Below are 21,382 nucleotides of genomic sequence, written 5' to 3' on the forward strand. Positions count from 1 at the left end.
AAATCCATCAAAACAACCCGCAACCTAGTCATGGACTCGTTTCCCCAATAAAAAGTACTGTCAAGTTGCCACGTTAGCCTTGTGCATATTTATTCTTAGTCACGGGTAGTTACAATTAAGAACAGAAGCTATTTGTATCTCATTTCCTAATGCGGATAATATAGTCGTAAATATAAAATCAATGGATTGCTATGAGCCTAAACACACCATCTACTTTATTACTATTGTTAGTTGCTTCATTAGCAGCTTGCTCTCCTAATCCAGCGCAGGAAGAAAAGGTCAAGGAGAAAGTCTATAAAGTTCCTGTTGAAGTAACACTCGTCGAAAATAGAACAATAACCAACACTTATCGGACCACCGCTATACTTGAAGCCAGAGCTGAGAGTAATGTCACGAATAAAGTCAGCGGTATGATTGACACGATTTTGGTTGAAGTAGGAATGTCCGTTAAAAAAGGACAAACCTTAGCTGAAATTGACTCTGAAAATTATTTATTAGAACTCGAACGCACCACTATAGATCTTAACTCAGCAGTGGCAGAGTTTAATCGCAGTAAACCAGTTGATGGCAAGCAGCTTATCGCGGCGAAAGACTTTGAAAAACTTGAATTCTTAGTTAAAACGCGAACAAACCAACAAAAAGTCGCCGCTATCCAAGTTCGTGACTCTAAAGTGCGTGCACCAATATCGGGTGTTGTCGCCCAAAGAATGGTAAAAGAGGGCAACATGACAGCCCAAGTGGGCAGTGAAATGTTTAAGATAGTGGCGCTTGATAGCCTGCAAGGCGTTGTCTATCTGCCAGAAGCTGAAATAAATAACGTACATATAGATCAACAAGCTTATCTAGATTTTCCATCTACCGATTTAGTTATTCCAGCCTCCGTGGTTCTGATATCTCCGATTATTGATACTGAGACAGGTACTTTCAAAGTGACCTTGAAAGTGAACAATGATGACCATCGTTTAAAGCCTGGTATGTTTGCCAAAGTGTCTCTTACCTTAGATGTGCGCGATAATGCGCAACTAGTGCCACAAAAAGCCTTACGTGTGACTGACACTGAAACCAGTCTATTTGTAGTAAAAGACAATAAAGCAAAAAGACTTGTTGTAGAAACCGGTTTTGAACAGGACGGTTATGTTGAGATTTTAACTCCCTTAAATGCACAAGAGCCAATAGTAATTGTTGGTCAACAAGGCTTAAAAATTGATAGTGACGTGCAAATTTTGGGGCAAGAAACCAGCGACGATGTGATAGCAAAGGACTAGTTTATGAGTATTGTTAGTACGGTGGTCAAGCGCCCGGTAACAGTCGCGATGTTTACTCTCGCAGTTATGTTATTTGGTATGGTTGGTTTTTCGCGTTTGTCGGTGTCTTTATTGCCCGATCTGTCTTATCCTACACTCACAATCAGAACAGAAAATCCCGGTGCCGCGCCGGCTGAAATAGAACAACTGATCAGCAAACCTATCGAAGAATCGGTGGGAGTTGTTAAAGGCATTCGCAAAGTACATTCCATCTCAAAAGCCGGGCAATCGGATGTTGTTATTGAGTTTGAGTGGGGTACGGCCATGAATTTCGCGATTCAAAATGTGCGCGAAAAACTGGATATTATTGCGCTACCCATCGACGTTAACAAACCTGTTATCTTGCGTTTTAACCCAGCACTAGATCCTATTATTCGCTTAGGTTTATCCACTGAGAATACTCACCCCCGCGCATTAAAACAAATACGCACCTTCGCTGAACAAGAAATAAAACGTCAAATTGAAACCATTTCAGGTGTCGCAGCAGCACAACTTGGCGGTGGCTTACAGCAAGAAATTCAAGTTATTTTCGATCAAGAAAAAGCAGCGCGCAGAGGGATCACAGCGCAAAGTATTGTTGCTCGCATTCAGAGTGAAAATATCAATATGTCGGCAGGTCGTGTATACGATGGTCAACAAGAATACTTGGTACGCACGGTCAATCAGTTTGTTTCGTTAGACCAGCTCGGCAATATGATTATTAAACAAGTCGATGGCAAAACCATCTATCTGAAAGACATTGCAAGAGTAATTGATGGCGAAAAAGAACGCACCGATATTACTCGAGTCAATAATAATGAAGCTATCGAATTAGCAATTTATAAAGAAGGTGATGCAAACACGGTAACTGTAGCAAAAGCGGTCAATGCTAAATTAGCTGAGCTTGCAAAAACGTTACCTGAAGAGCTCTCTTTTACAGTCATTTACGATCAATCTGAATTTATTGTGAATGCGGTGGATGAAGTAAAAAGTGCTGCCATTTTAGGTGGATTACTCGCGATGCTGATTTTATATTTATTCTTGGGTAATTTTTTCAATACTATTATTATTTCATTGGCCATACCTGTTTCCATTATTGCCACCTTTAACCTAATGTTTGCTAATGATATCAGCCTTAACATTATGTCATTAGGCGGCATTGCGTTAGCTGTCGGTTTATTGGTGGATAACGCCATCGTTGTGCTTGAGAATATTGCACGATACCGAGAAAAAGGTGCGAGCATTATAGAAGCGGCGGTACGCGGTACCGATGAAGTTTCCGGCGCTGTAACGGCGTCCACTTTGACCACACTAGCTGTTTTTTTCCCCTTGGCTTTCGTCACGGGATTTGCAGGACAATTATTCAGTGACCAGGCTATTACCGTCACTTTCGCCTTACTTGCTTCGTTAGTGGTGGCATTAACATTAATTCCAATGTTGGCCTCCCGTCAATTCGATAAGCGTACAATTACAACCGATAATGGTCCTGTCTTAGCAGATAAAAAAATACCTAAAGCGCCGGTTAGCACGGCAAAAAAAACCTTCAATATAATAGCGAAAGTTGCGGCATTCCCTTTTGTATTAATTTTTAATTATGTGCCCATGTTGATAACAAGAGCGGTACTGCTGTTGACCAACATGATCACCAAAATCATGACTCTAGTTTTTAAGCCCGCACATAAAATATTTAGTCTTTATTTCGAAAAAGTAGCCTTAGCTTATTCAAAATTACTAAAATCCACGTTGCAACATCGACTTATTTTAGTTGCCTGTAGTGTTATTTTTGCCATTGTAGTACTGAGCTTATTACCCAAAATCGCTGTTGAATTAGTACCCGAGGTAGAAAAAGCTGAATTCACTATTGAGTTAACCTTGCCCCAAGGCACACCTATCTCGGTGACGGATACCAGACTGACAGAGCTGGCAGCCACGATTGCCAACGATAAGCGCGTCAAGCACAGCTACTCCCTAGCTGGAAGTGGCAGCTTGATGATGAGTTCAGCTAGTAAAGGGGGTGAAAACTGGGGCCAATTATTGGTTGCAGTTAATAATAGTCAAGACGTCGACGCAGTAAAATCTGTGGTCAGGGATAAAGTCGCACAAATGGCCGATGTGAGCGCTGAAATAGCACAAGTAGATATGTTCACCACGGAGCGTCCTCTGCAAGTCATTTTATCAGGATACGATCTTGTCGCCCTTAAAAAATATAGCGACCAACTTATGCAAAAGCTGTCGCTAGATAAGCAGTTTATTGATTTAAACAATAGTTTACGAGCAGGACAACCTGAACTAAACATAAGCTTCGATAATCAGCGCTTGGCAAGTTTGGAGCTAAGGGGAGCCGATATTGCTGATCAGTTGGTGACTAAAATTGCGGGCTCAGTTGCCAGTAAATATAACCTACAAGACCGACAAGTTGATATTTTAGTGCGCGCCGATGAAAGCGCTAGAAATTCGGTACAAGCTATTCGCCAATTAACCATCAACTCAGAGCAAAGTAGGTCGTTGCCTTTGTCGGCAGTAGCTGACATAACTGAAAGTATTGGACCGAATGAAATTAACCGTATTGATCAGAGTCGTGTGGCCATTATTTCAGCCTCTTTGGCTTTTGGTGATTTATCAGAGGCAGCCCAAAAAGCAGAAAATTTAGTCAGCGATTTGTATTTGCCGTTCAACATAAAAGCCACGGTTGCGGGTCAAAATGAAGAAATGGAAAGTTCCTTTTCTTCATTAATGATGGCCTTGGCTTTGGCTATATTTTTGGTTTACTTAGTGATGGCATCACAATTTGAGTCATTACTAAATCCGTTTATTATTTTGTTTTCGATCCCGCTTGCCGTATTAGGATCGGTATTAGGCTTGTTCGTAACTGGCACCAACATCAGCGTGATTGTGCTTATTGGGGTTATTATGCTTACTGGCATAGTGGTGAATAATGCCATCGTTTTAGTTGATAGAATTAACCAGCTGCGCCACAGCGGAGTTGAAAAAACGGCTGCGATTATAGAAGCCAGTAGTTCTCGTTTTCGGCCTATTATTATGACCTCATTAACCACAATATTGGGTTTAGCTCCCCTAGCGTTCAGTAGTGGAGAGGGCGCCGAACTGCGTGCTCCTTTGGCGATTACGGTCATGAGTGGTTTGCTGGTTGCAACCATGCTGACACTGTTACTAATTCCAGTGTTGTATAGCTTATTTGATAGAAAAGACTATCAAATAGAAAGTGACGATCCGCTAAATGAAGCTCTTGAAAGTGAAGCTCTTGAAAGTGAATCTCTTGAAAGTGAAGCTCTTGAAAGTGAATCTCTTGAAAGTGATGGTCCTGACAATTTCCCTGATAAAACAATCGAGGCGAAAATATGACAGCCCCTAAGTTTCATAACAAACGATTTACGCAAAAATTGGCAGACTTGCCGGCCACGGTTTGGTTAACGGCCTTAGCCATAAAGCGACCTGTCACCACGGGTATGTTAATTATGTCGCTTTTTTTGACTGGGCTTATTTCGAGTAAGCTGTTGCCACAAGAAAGCTGGCCGGCACTCAATATCCCGATAGCATTTATTAATGTGCCGTACAATGGCGCAACCCCAGAAGAAGTCGAACGATTGATAACTCGTCCAATAGAGGAAGCGGTATCGACTTTAGGCGGTATTACCGAAATGCGTTCTACTAGCCGCGCAGATAGAGCATCTATTCGAGTCTTTATGGATCTTGGTACGGATTTGGATAGCAAAATATTAGAAGTGCGAGAAAAAGTTGATATGGTGCGATACCTCTTGCCCGATGATGTGGAAAGAGTCTTCGTGCAAAAGTTTTCGACCCAAGACCTGCCTGTCATCAGCTTAGTCTTGTCAGGTGATAAAAATTTATCTCAAGCTTATGATTTTTTGAACCAAAAACTACAACAACCTCTGGAACGTCTTGAAGGTGTTGGTCAAGTTGAAATGCGGGGCGTGATCCAACCTTATATTGAAATTCAGCTGGATAGCACTAAGTTATCCATGAACCGGGTGGATCAGGGTAAATTATTGCGTGATTTACGAGCCAGTAATTTTTTGGTCAAATCCGGCTCTATTCTCAATGCCGGTCGCAAATTTAGAGTGTCACCTGACGGCCAATACCAGAGCTTAGCAGACATCGAAAACTTCCAGGTTAGAGCAGGGGTAAAATTAAGTGAAGTAGCAACGGTTGGATTAGTGACGCCACCCCGAAACAGTGAAATACGAACTGACAGAAAAAAATCCGTCGGCATAGAGGTGTTCAAAGAGTCGGATTCAAATGTGATTGATGTGACCAATAGCATTGTTGCGCTAGTTGAAGCCTTGCGTCTAGCGGATGACTTTAAAGGCATTACTATCGGTATAGAAGACAACAGCGGTGAAGAAATTCAACAATCATTGGGTGGTTTACTGAAAGCGGGTGGGCTCGGTATTGTGTTGTCTTTTATCGTTCTATTTATCTTTTTGCGTAATATTCAGATCACGTTGGTGGTGGTCGCGTCTGTGCCTATATCATTGAGTTTTGCCTTAGCTGGCATGTACTTTATGGGCTACAGCTTAAACATGCTGACACTTGCTGGACTCTTTATTGCCGTGGGTTTATTAATTGATAACTCGGTGGTCATTTGTGAAAGTATTCTTCAGCAAAAAGATAAGTCATTAAGCGCCATAGAGAGAGTTCTCAAAGGGGTTGATAACGTCAGTATTGCAATAATAAGTGGTACTTTGACCACTACCATCGTTTTTATGCCCTTACTGCTTGGCGAAAAAAACTTTATTACCATTCTGGTTGAACAAATAGCGGTCGCCATATGTTTACCTTTGTTTGCTTCGTTAATTATTTCCAAAACCGTTATTCCACTAATGCTAAGTCGGATAGATCAAACTGCGTTATCAGGTGTCGTAACACAGGGACGTTTAGACAAATGGTACCGTCCAAATCTCATCAGAATACTGACATATCCAAAAGTTACCGGCGCTTTCATTTTTTTGCTCTGTGTTAGTGGCTTCTTCACCAAACAATTAGTCAATGCTAATAGTGAGATGGGCCAAGGAGAGACTGAAGTCATTATTGTTTACCATATTCAAGGTCAACAAAAATTAGCGGATGTGAGTCGTTTGGTAGACCAAATGGAGCAGTACTTGTACGCCAACCAGCAAGCCTTTGAGTTTACTCAAGTGAATAGTCGGATTTTTTCAAGCTATGCGATGTCTCGTGTGAAACTAAAAGAGGGTTACTCAATTCCTTTTAATGATTTAAAAGAACAAATTAAACAAGGATTTCCTGAAACTGCGATTGCGAAACCCTCATTTGAGTGGTCTGAACAAAAGCAAAAACTGGTTAAGATGACGTTAAACGGGAGTTCTACAAAACGCCTATTGGAAATGAGTGGATCGGTTATCAGTCGACTGAGCAATGTAGAGGGTTTTTCTGAGGTCGGTATTGATGATGAAAACCAAGATATGGAATTGGTATTGCGTATCGATCGCAAAATAGTGTCACGCTTAGGGTTAAACACCCAAGACATTGCTATGCGTATTGCAAACTCACTGCGAGGCATCAACCTGCGTTCTTTTCGCGATGCGACGTTAGGAGAAGTTGATATCCGTTTGGTTTACCATCCTGAACAAGCAGTACCTATGGAGCGCATTAAGCAATTACCGATCTATGAAAGTAACGGACGCATTATTACCTTACAACAATTAGTGGTCTTTGATACCCAGCCAATCATGCAACAGATCACGCGCGTGCAACGGAGAACCACGCTAGGTATTTCCATCAACCTTGCAGATATAAGCCGTGATCAAGCAGCCGAAAAAATTAAAGAGGTGATGGATAATATTGAGTTGCCTGCGGGTTATGATTGGAACTTAGGACGCCAGTTTACGGAAGATAGAGAAGCTGCAAAAGACATGTTGATAAATATGATACTCGCCTTAGCGCTTATTTTTATTGTGATGGCGGCGTTGTTTGAATCATTGTTAATGCCGATCGCCATATTATCGTCTATCGGCTTAGCCTTTATTGGAGTGTATTGGACCTTTGCAATAATGGGTATGGGTTTGGGTGAAACCGGCATGATCGGCATGTTGATTTTAATGGGTATAGTGGTGAATAACGGCATTGTACTGATTGACCAGATTAATAAGTTGAAAACCGACTCAGCAACACTCATTGCGCCGATTGTAGAAGCGTGTGTAAGCCGAATTAGGCCGATTTTTATGACCGTAGCGACGACTATTATAGGTATGGTTCCGTTAACGTTTGCTGCCAATGATAGCGAAACTTACCCAATGGCTGTGGCCATTATCGGTGGCCTATTGTTTTCAACCTTTACTAGTTTATTTTTGGTTCCATTTTGTTATTTGATGCTAGTCAAACTGGGTGAACGCTCAAGCCAGCGGTTTGCCAAAGCCAAAGCATTTGCGGATAAGAAAATGCCTATTTAAAATCCTGTGATTGCTCACACCTTAAGTATCAAATTCACATTAGAACGGTGATTAAGTATACCGTATTGGAAGAAAAAATTAGACTATACTATGTGTTACGATAAAACCGCTCACATTAGGTAACGCTTATGCATGGCCCCATGGGTGGATCTTCCTATACTAAATCGGTTTCTAATTTGGTTAGGAGCATCCAAAGTAGCACAGCACAAAAAGATTCCCTATTCGAACAAGCGCGGCTTTACTTTGAAAATGTAGATAAAGATAAACAGGCGTATCTGGAACAACAAAAAAAGATAAAATCCCTAGAAGACGCTTTGCAAGTAGCGGTTGCAAAAAATAAAGATATATTAGTTAAAAAGCTTGATGTTGCCCGGCGAGATTTACATAAAGACGATGCTCGCCAAGAAGATATGCGCATCCTAAGATTGCAAAACGTGTTGGACGTATGTTCTAAATTACTTGTACTTTGTGAAGCAGAAAATTGGAAAAAGACGCAGGTTAACAGCGCAAAATTATTAGGTACTTTGCAATTACTTTCTCCCGGCGAGGGCGTAAAACTTGCCCATAAAAACCAAAGATTAAAACCCGCCTACAGGGGAGTGTTGGCAATTAGATTGTTAGATAAACTGCTAAATGATGGACAAATCAATAATCAATATATCAATGAACGGTATCAGGTTAACCTGCGTTATTCAGAAAAAGAAGGCGATTTAACCCTTTACCAACGCCAAGTCGCTATTCCTGTCATCATGGCAGCGCTATTTCAAGACATCGGTTCATTGCACCCCAACGCACAAATTATTTTAAAGGGCGAAGATGGAACGCTCGACGAATTTAGGCTATTAGACAAAGAAGACCGTCTAACCTTACTTAAAATAAACCATGAGCAGACACTACACTTTATTACCTATGGTTTGGGCATGCAGAGATATGTAGGGAATTGCAAAGCAGAAAGAACAGAATTTGCACAAAACGAAAAAAAGCGACTGAATTTCATTCGCACGCTTTTGATTAGTGCGCTTAAACCAAAATTGGGCGTGGGGAATTTAATCAAAGCGCCACAGATTTATGCCTCTATTATATTTTCTTCTAAACAAAATCACAATTTTTTTGATCTGCCCAAAGCTATGCTAATAGTAGGCAAAGCAGCTGAACGCGATAGTATTAGTAAAGTAGTAGCAGATAGCTTACTCGCCATAGTAGGGCATTTCCCGCAAGGTTATGGTATTACCTATATTCCCAAAGACGACGATAATAAAAGTATAGATCGTTACGAATACGCAATAGTGACTGGACTCAATCCTGAAGATCCTTTTGTACCAACATGTCGGATAGTAACTCGTAATTTGACTTTTATCGCTTCCGGTCAAGTCGTTTCTATCGATAAGAAAAGTAACCTTTACTTTTCTACAACAAAAAAGAAGCTTGAAAAAATTAGTCCTGCTCGTTTACAAGAAATACTGCGCAAGTTGGCGTCAAATTTTGAAGAGCGTAAAGAACTAGATATTATTCCAAGTTATTGGAATCCTTATGGATTTTTTGGGTACAAGAAGCTACAAAACTTATGGAAAAAAGTTTAAGACAATTACGTAAGGCATAACTGATTTCGATTAACTCATGGCCGATGTGCAGTTTACGTTTTTTCTGATGTCGATTAGTTCACAAATAGTGACAACATAAAAACCTTACTATTACGTGTAAAGTTATACATCTCCTGTTTAGCTGAGGGTAATGCTTCAATCGTTTTTTCTTCGAAGCCTTGCTCTAAAAACCAATGGCCAGTGACGGTGGTTAGAACAAAAATACGCTCAAGGCCACCTAAAATTGCTTTTTTACGAATTTCATCGAGTAGGCGTTCGCCTCTGTTTCCGCCTCTATAATCGTGATGTGTTGCAACGCAGGCCAACTCTCCACAAGCGTCGTTTCTATACATATATAAAGCCGCACAGGCGATAATCATCCCGTCTCTAACAATGACGGTAAATAGGCCAATCTCATTTTCTAATCGTTCACGTGAGCGTTTTACTAAAGCACCGCTTTCTTCTAACGGTTTAATTAGCTTTAAGATACCTCCAACATCGTCTATGGTCGCCGTTCTAAGCTGTTCATAGTGGTTTTGCAATACAAGTGAACCTGCTCCATCACGCGTAAATAACTCTCTCAGTAACACGCCATCAGTGTGATAATTGACACAATGTGCTCGCGTTACCCCTGCTTCAACAGAGCTTATCATGGCTGTTAAACAGGTTGTTTCAGCGTCAATATTGTTAGCTGCTAACTCTTTCTTAATCAGATTTAATTCAGTTGTTCTTAACAGCTCACCTGCCTTATCAAAAATACCGTCGCGTTCTGAGAGCGTGATAATTTTGTCCGCTTTCATTGCAATAGCAGCCTGCGTAGCAACGTCTTCATGGGATAAGTTGAAAATTTCGCCGGTGGGTGAATATCCCATAGGTGAAAGTAATACAATTGAGCCATCGGAGAGGTGATCATTGATGCCTTGCACGTCGACACGGCGAACTAGGCCCGTATTTTCAAAGTCGACGCCTTCTTTTACGCCTAGAGGTCTAGCAACCACCAAGTTTCCTGAACAGACTCTAATTTGCGAACCGTGCATAGGTGAATTAGGTAAACCCATGGTAAGTAAGGCTTCAATTTGACTGCGCAGCGAACCTGCTGCGTCTTTGACGCATTCTAAGGTTTCTTTATCGGTAATCCTGATATTGTTTTTAAACTTCGATTCTTTATTACGAAGTTTGAGACGCTGATCAATTTGTGGTCGAGCGCCATGCACCAGAATAAGTCTAACACCTAGGCTGTTAAGCAGCGCGATATCTTGGATTATCCTAGGAAAATTAGGATCTTCAATCGCTTCACCACCAAACATAATCACAAAGGTTTTACCACGATGCGCGTTTATATAGGGAGCAGAACTCCTAAATAGACGAATACTTTCCGAATCAGACAATGCCATCTTAATCTCTCTTAACATCAACAATAAGCAGACTCATTGGCTACCCTATGAGTTGGTCGAGCTTTTCTAGTTCGACATATAATGCTTTGGTAACTAACTCTTTGTTGGTGCCACCAAGCACATTACGTTTATTTAAAACTGACTCTAATTCCAGCACAGGATAGACATCATCTTCGATTTTATCGTTTATTGTTTGCAACTCCGCAATACTTAACTCTTCGAGCGCTTTGCCTTTTGAGATTGCCATTACCACAGCTTGTCCAGAAATATCATGAGCCGTTCTAAACGGGATACCTTTTGCCACTAGATAATCGGCTAATTCGGTTGCGTTCGCATAGCCCTGCTGAGCAGCCGCTCGACATCTTTCTTCGTTTAGCGACAATGTATCAAGCACTTCCACTGCAATGCATAAACAAATATGCCATTGATTGACACTGTCTATTGCGCCTTCTTTGTCTTCTTGCATGTCTTTGTTATATGCCAGTGGTAAGCCTTTCATGGTAACCAGTAAGCCTTGTAAGTTACCAAATACGCGGCCACATTTACCGCGCATTAGTTCCAGTGCGTCTGGATTCTTCTTTTGCGGCATGAGTGACGAACCCGATGTAACGGAATCGCCCAATTGTAAAAAACCAGCTTCGCCACTGTTATAGAAAATTAAGTCTTCGCTCATGCGTGACAAATGCATCATGCTTGTGCTGGCGTTGAAAAGGAGTTCGAGCACAAAATCACGGTCGGAAACAGCGTCTAAACTGTTTAAACAAGGAGAGTCAAAACCTAACTCTGCCGCGATCTTGTGACGATCAACTGGGAATGTGGTTCCTGCTAATGCACCAGAGCCCAAAGGACATTGATTTAACCGCTTTTGTAAGTCTTCAATTCGACTGACATCACGTTTTAACATTTCGACATAAGCCAGACACCAATGTGCAAAATACACAGGTTGTGCGCGTTGCAAATGTGTATAGCCCGGAAGAATGGCATCTTGGTGGCGAGTTGCCGCTTTTAACAGCGCACTAATCACATTTAAGCAATCGTCTCTTAGTGACGTTAAGTGTAAACGACACCATAAACGAAAATCAGTGGCCACTTGGTCGTTTCTGCTGCGACCGGTATGTAGTTTTCTGGCAACATCACCCAATTCAGCCGTTAAGGTCGCCTCTACAAAACTATGAATATCTTCTTCAGGCGAGTTAGCAAAATCAAGAGTGCCTTCTTCTGCTTGCTTTTTTAGCGCATTCAGAGAATTTTCGAGTTGAAGTTGCTCATTTTCTCTCAACACTCCAGCGTCTTTTAGCGCACGAGACCAAACAACGGATCCCCAAATATCTTCAACTGCCATGACATAATCAAATGGCAGTGAATCATTAACTTGCTTAAACATATCGCTACTACCGGACTGAAAACGCCCACCCCATAATGCCATGATGCTTCCTTATTTTTGTTTTAATGCTTTAATTCTGCTAGATAAACTAAACAATCTAATAAATCCTTCAGCATGACTTTGGTTATAAACGTCATCTGCGCCAAAGGTGGCAAAGTCTTCCGAATATAGGCTGTTTGGTGATTGGCGCTGCACGACCGTAGCTTGGCCTTTGTATAATTTCACGACTATTTCGCCAGTAACCAATTTTGCGAAACTTGCCGCGCTGGCTAATAAAGCGTCATTTAGCGCTGTAAACCAGCGTCCATCGTACATAACATGTGCAAATTCGAGGGCAAGTTGTTCTCTGAATTTCAACGCTGACTTGTCCAAAACAAGACATTCCAGTGCTTTGTAAGCTTTCATCATTACCGTGCCGCCAGGTGTTTCATAGCAACCACGTGACTTCATGCCTACTAGTCTGTTTTCAACGATATCGATACGACCAACACCATGTGGAGCAGCAAGTTGGTTAAGCATTACCAATGCTTGATAAGGCGATAATGCATTGCCATTGACATGGGTTAATCTACCCTCATCAAATATAAGGGAAATACGCTCAGCTTTGTCTGGTGCTTCTTCAGGATCGGTGGTCATTGTCCACACTTGCTTGCTCGGCTCGCACCATGGGTCTTCAAGTTCACCGCCTTCGTGAGATATATGCCATGCGTTTGCATCACGGCTGTATATTTTAGTTGCTGAGGAGGACGTTGGGATATTTCGGCTAGCTAAATAATCGAGTAAATCTTCACGCGAGACCATGTCCCATTCGCGCCACGGGGCAATCACTTGTAAATCAGGCGCTAGTGCCGCGAAAGCACCTTCAAATCTGACTTGGTCGTTGCCTTTGCCGGTGCAACCATGGCTCAAGGCATCGGCGCCTACTTTGCGCGCAATATCGACTTGTGCTTTGGCTATAACAGGGCGAGCCATTGACGTGCCTAATAAATATTCGCCTTCATAAACGGCACCTGTTGTGATGGTCGGGTAGATGAAATCACGCACAAATTCTTCTTTCAGATCAACGATGTGACACTCGCTTGCACCTGATGCCATAGCTTTGTCGTATAATCCTTCAAGTTCGTCATCACCCTGACCAACGTCAGCGGCAAAAGCGACAACTTCACAATCATAGTTTTCTTTAAGCCAAGGCATGATTGCTGATGTGTCGAGTCCGCCTGAGTAGGCCAGTACGACTTTTTTTATTGCGCTTTTATTATCTGTTAATGCCATTCTTAAATCCTTAATTACTGATGAGACGATGGTTATTCGATCAGTTGTCTAAATAGGTAGTCGTATTTGTTAATCTAGTGTAGTCGGCAATATTAATCTAATGCGACATTACCAACCAGCATTGCTAAAATTGCGTTTTGTGCATGCATGCGGTTTTCAGCTTGGAGCATTAACAATGATTGGTCACTGTCCATCAAGCTACCGCTAATTTCTAAATCGCGGTGGGCTGGTTGGCAGTGCATCACATGACTTGCGCCCGATCTTTGCATTAATGCTTCATTCACCTGATAAACTGCAAATTTATCCTTTATTTCTGCCAAAGGGGTATTGTCGCCCATTGATAGCCAAGTGTCTGTATATAGAATGTCAGCCTGCCCTAATTCGTTAATATCATTCGCGATAGTTAAGCTGACATTGTTTTCATAAGCTAATTTAGCGGCATGTTTAGCGATGTTAGGGTTTATTTCGAATCCTTTTGGGGTAATAACAGTTTGGTGACAACCCAATAACGCACCTACTATCAACAATGAATGAGTTACGTTATTACCGTCACCGATATAAGCCATGGTTTTCCCTTTTACATCGCCAAGTTTTTCGAACATGGCTAAATAGTCAGCTAACGCTTGGCAAGGATGGTATAAGTCGCACAATGCATTGATGACCGGAATATTTGCACCTGCAGCAAGGTCCACCAGCGTTTTGTGTTCATATACCCGGGCCACAATTGCATCAGCCCAACAAGCAAGGTTGGCGCCAACATCAATTGGGTCCTCCCGATCCTTCAATGGAGAACCTTGGCTATCCACATAAACCATGTGCCCGCCTAGTTTATTGATACCGATATCAAAACTTACTCGGGTGCGCAAAGAAGGCTTTTCAAAAATCGCGACAATGGATTTTCCTTCTAATGGTCGACCAAATTTTTCAGGGCTTCTTTTGAGTTCGACAGCAAGCTTCAATAGCGAATGCATTGAAGTTGAATTCCAATCTCTAAAACTGAGTAAGTCTTGCATCTCTTATTCCTTTTACTTTTTATTTACTGATTTTATTCGTTGATATTATTCATTTTAAGATAAAAATCCACTCGAAGTGATGGTCGTACCTGTATTTCTATGCAGTTCATCGATTAATATACTGACATCATTCCAGCTACCAATTTGGACTGCCTTTCCCAATGTTCTAGACGCTTCTTGGGCTGCTTTCACTTTTACAATCATACCGTCAGTAATGACTCCACTATTAACTAATTGCTGTATTTTGCTATCATCTAAATGTGCAATTAGTTGCTTTTTTTCGTCCAATACACCGCTGACGTCTGATAAAAGATACAAGTCTGCATACAATAATGATGATATACAGGTAGCCGCTTGGTCCGCATTCACATTGTATAAACGACCATTAAGATCACTACCAATTGAACATATTATAGGTGTTAAATTAGCGTGCATAAGTTGGTGCAATAATTTCGCACTTCGCGGATGAGGGTAGCCAACGGCACCCAACATTGGCGCAACTTCTTCGCACACCGCTAAATTCCCATCGGCTAAAGAAATCCCCACGCCGGTCAAACCGGCCTGCGCAGCCATACAAACCATTTTTTTGTTTAATGTACCGGCTAAAACACCCGCAACCACTGGCATCTGCTCATCAGGCGAGATGCGCAATCCTTCATGCTTTTCACTTTTAAACCCAAGCGCGGTTAGTTGCGCTTGTAGTTGCGCTCCACCACCATGCACTATCGCCACATTGTGACCTTGATTTTTCAGCGTCGCGACAGATGCAAAAAAACTCGCTTGTGCTTGCTCGTCTTCAAAAAAGTCTCCACCGACTTTCAACACAATATTGCTTACGTGATGTTGGGGTAAGTGCCGCGTATTATTCATGTTTACAATAACCCTGTTTCTGTTGGCTGATTAAATACCAAATTTGCGCATTGAATTGCCTGCGATGCTGCGCCTTTCAGCAAATTATCTATCGCTGAACTTACGACTAAATAACGGTTGTCTTCGTCGAACTTCCAATAAATATCGCAAAATGAAGTATTGGCAACATCATCAATTTTGGGCCATGAATCACGCAAACGAACCATCGGTTGATTGGCATAATGCTGTTCATACCTTTGCTGTATATCTGAGGTTTTCACGCCTTCGCGCAATCGCATGGTGATTGTTGCTAAAATCCCTCTTTTGAATTGACCAAGGTGAGGCGTAAAGATAACTTGCGTACCACAATAATATTCAATTTCCGGTGTATGACGATGTCCTAGCACACCATATGCTTGCAAGCTTACTTCATAATAACTGGTGGTCATCGATGGCTTTCTGCCAGCCCCGCTCACACCCGATGTCGCATTAATCACCGGTCGCACACTAGGGTCAATAAAATCAGCCTCTGTCATTGGCTTGATTGCCAACAAGGATGCGGTCGGGTAACAGCCGGGTACAGCCACAAAGTTCGCGGTTTTAATTGCATCAGCATGCCACTCCGCCAATCCGTATACTGCATTACTGAGTATGTCGGTATGTTCATGTTTAAAGCCATAAAATGACTCGAACACTTGGGTGTCTTGCAGTCTAAATGCACCAGATAAATCAAATATTTTCGCTTTTTTGCCACTTAGTGCTGCAGCCCAATCGTGGCTAGCTTCGTGTGGAGTAGCTAAAAATATAGCATCAAATTTCTCAGCCATTTGAACCAAATCTTCTGGGTTTAGGGCGATGGTCACTAGGTCGGCTTGAGCGGATAATTGTGGGTGAACAGAGCCAATAGGCTTATTACTATCAGCACTACCATTGGATACATAACAGGCGTCCAATGAAAAAAGTGGGTGATGAATAATTAATTTAATTAATTCAGCACCGGTATAACCACTGGCGCCAATAATACAAGTTGAAATCATAATGGTGTCTTTTCTTGAAAATAAAAATTCTCTCACCCTGGCACAACAGAGAAATGTTGGTTGTGCCAAGGGCGAAAGTGCTATGTTTTGCGATACAACAATCTAGACATCATGTCGTCGTAACATTTTCTCATAGCAAAGAGAGGGAGGAAAAGAAGTCAATGGCATTGGTAATAAAAAATTATTAATTAAATTAGTCACTTAGAAATTCGATCGCTATTAGGTCTCAAGCAAAAAATTTGCATTGAGTTGTATAACGGAATAATAACAAAATTGAATAATTATTCAATATAAATGTATAAATAATTAATTTATTTTTTACCTAGCAGCGCTTTTGTAAAACTATAAACAGTATTTTAGTGATTAAATAAGAGCCACGTTCAACACACAAAGAATACAGTAATACGTTTAAAAACCCGTGCACTTATTCCAGCTTAGACTGTAAACCCGACTTATATCGCATCAATGACTGATATGTTGATTTTTCATGCATTTTTCTGTGCTAGTAAGTATAAGTCAGATATACCTTATTACGAGTGACAGGCATCGACCAAAAATTTTTATTCAGTATTCAACAACCTCATGCGGCAATTAGCTGACACATTATCGTGGTGAATAAAAACAATGAATTAGTTTACTTGGGTCTTTATTCAACTGGCATACTCAGTTTGATAAATATTCGTTTTCATTACTATCATCATCGCGTTTGTTGTTTCTTTTACTTTGTTTAGACTTTTTCATCATTTTTTCAAACTTTTCACCTTGGTCCGCGTTGAGTAGACTCAAGATATCAAATCGAGACTTGATCTTACTCACCTCCATCTCACGCTTTTGCTGTTTATTTTGAGCATGCAAGGCCAACCATGCACTATCATCAAATTCTTCAGCTTGAATGATAGCAGTCAGTTGCGCTCTAACATTTTCAACTTGCTCTTTGTTAGTTGCTCGTCGAGCTTTATCTTTTGTCATCATCACAGTTAACTTAGTTTGCTGATCGCTGTTAAGATCAAGCGCTTTAACTAGACGTTGTATTTTTCTTTTAGAATTTCCATTCCTTTGTGTGCCTTTTTTATCATCACGATTAGCCATGAATTGAGCTTGTTGCTCTGCGCTCAATTGATTGAACACTTGGTTTTTACTTTTGGCTCTAATCAACTGAAGTTGCAACGTGAGTTGCATCTGTTGTTCTACTGCGTTGGTAACGGCGACCTGATCCCATGAATCTGATTGCATAAGTGGGCGCATACTAACCCGGACTTGTTTTTCTTCGGCGCGGTAAATACCTAAATCCTGCTTCGTTTGTTTGTATATTTGCTTAATATCTTCTTTTTGTTGTTGAGTTAACGAAGGATCCGTGATTATTTCACGTTCAATATCTCCATAACGTTTTCCTTCGTGTGCACTTATTGAATATGCACTAAGACTTAATAAACTTGCGACAGTCAAACTGGTTAATAATTTTTTCATTGCTATTCCTCTCGTATTAATATCGTTTTAAATTTTAGCTTTACACAAACTATCGAGATAAATATTAGCCCAGTGAATGCAAAGAAACGCCAAGCAAATGTAAAGCTTTTGTAAAGGTTTCTGAGCTTTGTTGCCAATTCACTTATGATAAGGTTATAGAGTGCTTATAATGAGTAATATATAAAACTTGGCACTTTGTTTTTGATGCTCAGCTCAAAAGAGTTAGCAGCCCTTTAATCAGGGGTAAATATATAGCGGTAAATATAGCTTTAAGGCAAATACATGTATCACGTATTAATAATTGATGACGACATCGCATTGACGCAAATGCTAGCAGAATATTTGCAGCAAAATGGATTTACTGCGGACGTCGAAAACAGCCCAGTGTCAGCCATTGCGAAAGTGCGAGAGCAAAGTTTCGATGTTGTGCTACTTGACGTCATGATGCCGAAATTGGATGGTTTTGAAACCCTGAAGCAAATTCGCACTTTTTCCGTTGTGCCGGTCATAATGTTAACTGCAAAAGGTGAAGACTACGATCGTATACTAGGTTTAGAGTTGGGTGCCGATGACTATTTAGCTAAACCATTTAATCATCGAGAACTGCTTGCTCGAATGAAGGCGCTCACCCGTCGATTAGACGATCTAAGCAGCTTTAATCAAGTTCAAAACTTAGACTTTCACGGTATCAAAATTGAAGAAGCCAGCCAAAGAGCTATGGTAGGGGCGCATGAGTTAGATCTGACTAACACTGAGTTTCAACTGCTTACGTTATTGATGCGACACGTCGGCCATTTGTTAAGTAAGGAAAAACTGAGTGAGGACATACTTGGGCGCAGACTCAGTGCGTTTGACCGTAGCTTAGATATGCATGTGAGTAATGTACGCAAAAAGCTATCACAACAGGGTATTGAAAACGTGATCAAAACGATGCGTGGGTCAGGCTATATATTTAAGAGTAAAGTGTAATGAGATTGGCCAAATTTAATCCTTTCAATTCCTTATTTGGGCGCGTTTTTATTTGGTTTTGGACTGCATTAGTGGTTATTTTGTTGAGTGCTTTTTTCTTAGAGAAGCAATTGAACGACGTTTTGGAAGTAAATGCAGTCAGCCAACAGCAAGAGTCTGAGACTGCGTTAATAATGCAACGTTTTAGAAACGTAGTTGAGCGTAGCAACAACTTAAATCAATCATTGCGCAGGCTAGGGCAGCGTAAGGGTATTCACATAGTGGCTATAAATACCAAGACTAAACAGCTTAACGCCAGTTTTCCTGCTCGTCTATCGCGCAATATCGATGAGTTAAACGCGTTTGTTGAAAGTGACAGTCCGTTACTTATCAGGCTTAATAATATGGAATTTGTGGGTCCATATGAAGTGATCTTCAAGGGCTCCAAATATAAAATATATTTTGGACGTTTGCTGCTGCGATCGGAACGACATATGACGTCTCGTTCTACACTGGCAATTTCTGGCTTGGCGTTAGCTATTTTGCTCAGTACTGTATTTTGCTTTGCGCTGGTGCTAAGTATTACGAAACCGCTGGGTGCCCTGCGTTTAGCCAGCAACCGTTTGGCCAAAGGTGATTTGACCACTCGCATTGAAGGTCTTGAAAATAGAAAAGATGAAGTGGGTAATTTGGCTGAAGATTTCAATACAATGGCGGCTCGTTTGCAAAGCTTAATTGACAGCCAAAAACAGTTGGTGGCAAATGTATCGCATGAATTACGCACACCATTGACCCGCTTGCAGCTAGCTGTCGCCTTGCTAGAGGACCAGCTCAACACGCAAACTGAAGACAGTATAAATAATGTGAATGCAAAGCACTTGTCACGAATTGAAAACGAAATTGTCAAGATGGATCAGATGATTGGACAGGTACTCACATTGGCTAAAATAAACGCCTCTATGCAAGGCGTTGACCTCCAAGAAACGACGCTGTCAGGGCTGTTAAATAACGTCTTACAGGATGCACAGTTTGAAGCTGAGGCAATGAATAAGTCACTGCTTGTGAACGTTATTCCTGAGGTTAGCATTAAAGCTGACATGATTTTACTGATTAGTGCGATTGAAAATATCCTTCGCAATGCAATTCGTTTTGCCGCCAATGAAGTGAGCTGTGAACTCAACATTGAGGCGCACAATTTGGCTACAGACTTTGTTGAAATTGTCATTAATGATGACGGAGTAGGAATGTCTGCTGCGGAATTAAAAACCGTGTTTGACCCATTCTTTCGTGGCAGCCACCAAGTACATGAAGTGAGCAAAGGAGCTGGACTTGGTTTGTCTATTGCGAAGGCTGCGATCGAAATGCATGGAGGCAGTATTCAAGCCAAAGCGCGCTTTGATAAAGATATTAGCCAAGCCCATATTCAGGTTGGTGAAAGAAGTTGTGCAGAACAATCGCCTTTAACGGGCTTATCAGTAATAATACGACTACCTATTTTCAGTAAAACCTCATAGTGATTACATGCAGTTAACCAAAGAAACCGAATTACCAGAAAAGTTTGATACTTATATCAAGCCCTGGTTTGAACACAATATGGCATTTGGATTCTGGATGCTCAGTGACGGTACTTCACTGCACTATCGGTATGCTCACCACAATGAAGCAAAATCAGTTATCGTTATTTCATCTGGGCGTGTTGAATGTGCTGCTAAATACGCTGAACTGATCTATGACCTACATCAAAATGGGCATTCGGTATTTATTCATGACCATCGTGGGCAGGGCTTGTCTACGCGGCTAAAAGAAAATCCACAGCTTGGCTATATTAACGATTTCAATACGTATGTAAGTGATTTTAACCATATTATCGACAACGTTTTATTTCCGATACTGGATGATAAGTACCTAAAAGCAAGTCAAAAGAAGTCCAATAGCCCTGCTATCATGCTGCAACAAACCTACCCGCCATTGCATTTACTCTGCCATTCGATGGGGAGCGCAGTAGGAGCACTGCTAGTCAGGGCAAGACCCAAATTATTTTCCAAAGCCGTCTTTTGTTCACCTATGTTTGGGATCACGCCTCCACTTCCACCATGGATCATGACTACATTAGTACGACTTGGTGTTGTTTTTAATAAACTTAGAGGAAAAAAGACCAGCTATTTTTTTGGCCACGACGACTACATGCCAACGGCTTTTTATAAAAATCGCTTAATGAGTAGTAAGGTTCGGTATGATATTTTTCGCAAAACGTATGCACAGCAGCCTGAACTGCAATTAGGGGGAGTTACTTATGAGTGGCTTTACGCATCATTAGTCGCGATGAAAGAGATACGCCAACAGGCCAGCAAAATTACTGTGCCTTGTATTATTTTATATTCTGGCGCGGACACGGTTGTAGCTAACGAGGAGATTGAGCAAGTAATTAATGATATTAAGGGCTGCGAATCAACCTTGATCCCAGAAGCGCTACACGAATTATTTTTCGAAAAAGACAAGTTTAGGGTGCCTGCATTAACGAAGATCCTAAGCTACTATTCAACACCCTGAACGGATTAGTATCGTCTCATTGGCTTGCCAGTAATCTGAGTCTATTTGCCGCGCTTTAATAAAACCTTCAATCCGTAAACTTCCTGTCTGCACTCCCGCCGCAAGAGCAGCATAGCCAGCTAGGTTATCCGAGTGGTATCTATCCTAGTAGTCAAG

The 21,382-nt window shown here is 41.3% G+C and carries 14 protein-coding genes; 7 read left to right on the forward strand and 7 right to left on the reverse strand.

Annotation, left to right across the window (positions count from 1 at the left end):
• Positions 1–191 precede the first annotated feature (191 nt).
• The 4 genes from G399_RS19910 (at position 192) to G399_RS0100760 (ending at position 9,312) form a co-directional block, all read left to right on the forward strand.
• Complete coding sequence (locus G399_RS19910) at positions 192–1,265, forward strand: efflux RND transporter periplasmic adaptor subunit (protein WP_006011179.1); 1,074 nt, start codon at positions 192–194, stop codon at positions 1,263–1,265.
• 3 nt (positions 1,266–1,268) lie between these two features.
• Positions 1,269–4,646 carry an efflux RND transporter permease subunit gene (locus tag G399_RS0100750; RefSeq protein ID WP_006011181.1) on the forward strand — a complete coding sequence of 1,126 codons (3,378 nt, stop codon included), beginning with the start codon at positions 1,269–1,271 and terminating at the stop codon, positions 4,644–4,646.
• Positions 4,643–7,732, forward strand: coding sequence for an efflux RND transporter permease subunit (locus G399_RS0100755; RefSeq protein ID WP_006011183.1), 3,090 nt, complete (start codon positions 4,643–4,645; stop codon positions 7,730–7,732). Before G399_RS0100750 ends, G399_RS0100755 begins: the two co-directional genes overlap by 4 nt.
• 128 nt (positions 7,733–7,860) lie before the next feature.
• Positions 7,861–9,312: a hypothetical protein gene (locus tag G399_RS0100760; RefSeq protein WP_006011184.1), complete on the forward strand. Its 1,452-nt coding sequence runs from the start codon at positions 7,861–7,863 to the stop codon at positions 9,310–9,312.
• Positions 9,313–9,386: 74 nt separating this feature from the next.
• Here the strand turns inward: G399_RS0100760 and argA are convergent, their stop codons facing one another.
• The 7 genes from argA to G399_RS0100795 all read right to left on the reverse strand — a co-directional run bounded on the left by argA (position 9,387) and on the right by G399_RS0100795 (position 17,728).
• Positions 9,387–10,706, reverse strand: coding sequence for an amino-acid N-acetyltransferase (argA, locus tag G399_RS0100765; RefSeq protein WP_006011185.1), 1,320 nt, complete (start codon positions 10,704–10,706; stop codon positions 9,387–9,389).
• 40 nt (positions 10,707–10,746) lie between these two features.
• Entirely contained in the window at positions 10,747–12,132 is a 1,386-nt protein-coding gene (argH, locus tag G399_RS0100770; protein WP_006011187.1) for an argininosuccinate lyase, read from the reverse strand.
• A gap of 9 nt (positions 12,133–12,141) precedes the next feature.
• A complete protein-coding gene (locus tag G399_RS0100775) occupies positions 12,142–13,362 on the reverse strand; it encodes an argininosuccinate synthase (protein ID WP_006011188.1) in 1,221 nt (406 codons plus the stop codon).
• A 92-nt stretch (positions 13,363–13,454) separates the two neighbouring features.
• Complete coding sequence (locus tag G399_RS0100780; protein WP_006011189.1) at positions 13,455–14,375, reverse strand: ornithine carbamoyltransferase; 921 nt, start codon at positions 14,373–14,375, stop codon at positions 13,455–13,457.
• A 54-nt stretch (positions 14,376–14,429) separates the two neighbouring features.
• Positions 14,430–15,245 (reverse strand): acetylglutamate kinase, encoded by an 816-nt coding sequence (gene argB, locus G399_RS0100785; RefSeq protein WP_051288456.1) that lies wholly within the window; start codon positions 15,243–15,245, stop codon positions 14,430–14,432.
• Positions 15,246–15,247: 2 nt separating this feature from the next.
• On the reverse strand, positions 15,248–16,261 hold the full coding sequence (gene argC, locus G399_RS0100790) for an N-acetyl-gamma-glutamyl-phosphate reductase (RefSeq protein WP_006011191.1): 1,014 nt from the start codon (positions 16,259–16,261) through the stop codon (positions 15,248–15,250).
• 663 nt (positions 16,262–16,924) lie between these two features.
• Positions 16,925–17,728 (reverse strand): Spy/CpxP family protein refolding chaperone, encoded by an 804-nt coding sequence (locus G399_RS0100795; protein ID WP_006011192.1) that lies wholly within the window; start codon positions 17,726–17,728, stop codon positions 16,925–16,927.
• Positions 17,729–18,010: 282 nt separating this feature from the next.
• Between G399_RS0100795 and G399_RS0100800 the strand changes: the two genes are divergently transcribed.
• Genes G399_RS0100800 through G399_RS0100810 form a run of 3 tightly spaced genes read left to right on the forward strand, consistent with a single transcriptional unit; the run spans position 18,011 to position 21,226 of the window.
• Positions 18,011–18,697, forward strand: coding sequence for a response regulator transcription factor (locus G399_RS0100800; protein ID WP_006011193.1), 687 nt, complete (start codon positions 18,011–18,013; stop codon positions 18,695–18,697).
• Positions 18,697–20,190 carry an ATP-binding protein gene (locus tag G399_RS0100805; protein ID WP_006011194.1) on the forward strand — a complete coding sequence of 498 codons (1,494 nt, stop codon included), beginning with the start codon at positions 18,697–18,699 and terminating at the stop codon, positions 20,188–20,190. The genes G399_RS0100800 and G399_RS0100805 overlap by 1 nt, the downstream gene beginning before the upstream one ends.
• Positions 20,191–20,197: 7 nt before the next feature.
• On the forward strand, positions 20,198–21,226 hold the full coding sequence (locus G399_RS0100810) for an alpha/beta fold hydrolase (protein WP_006011195.1): 1,029 nt from the start codon (positions 20,198–20,200) through the stop codon (positions 21,224–21,226).
• Positions 21,227–21,382: the final 156 nt, after the last annotated feature.

It is taken from the genome of Brumicola pallidula DSM 14239 = ACAM 615, from assembly GCF_000428905.1.
Classification (GTDB): Bacteria; Pseudomonadota; Gammaproteobacteria; order Enterobacterales; family Alteromonadaceae; genus Glaciecola; species Glaciecola pallidula.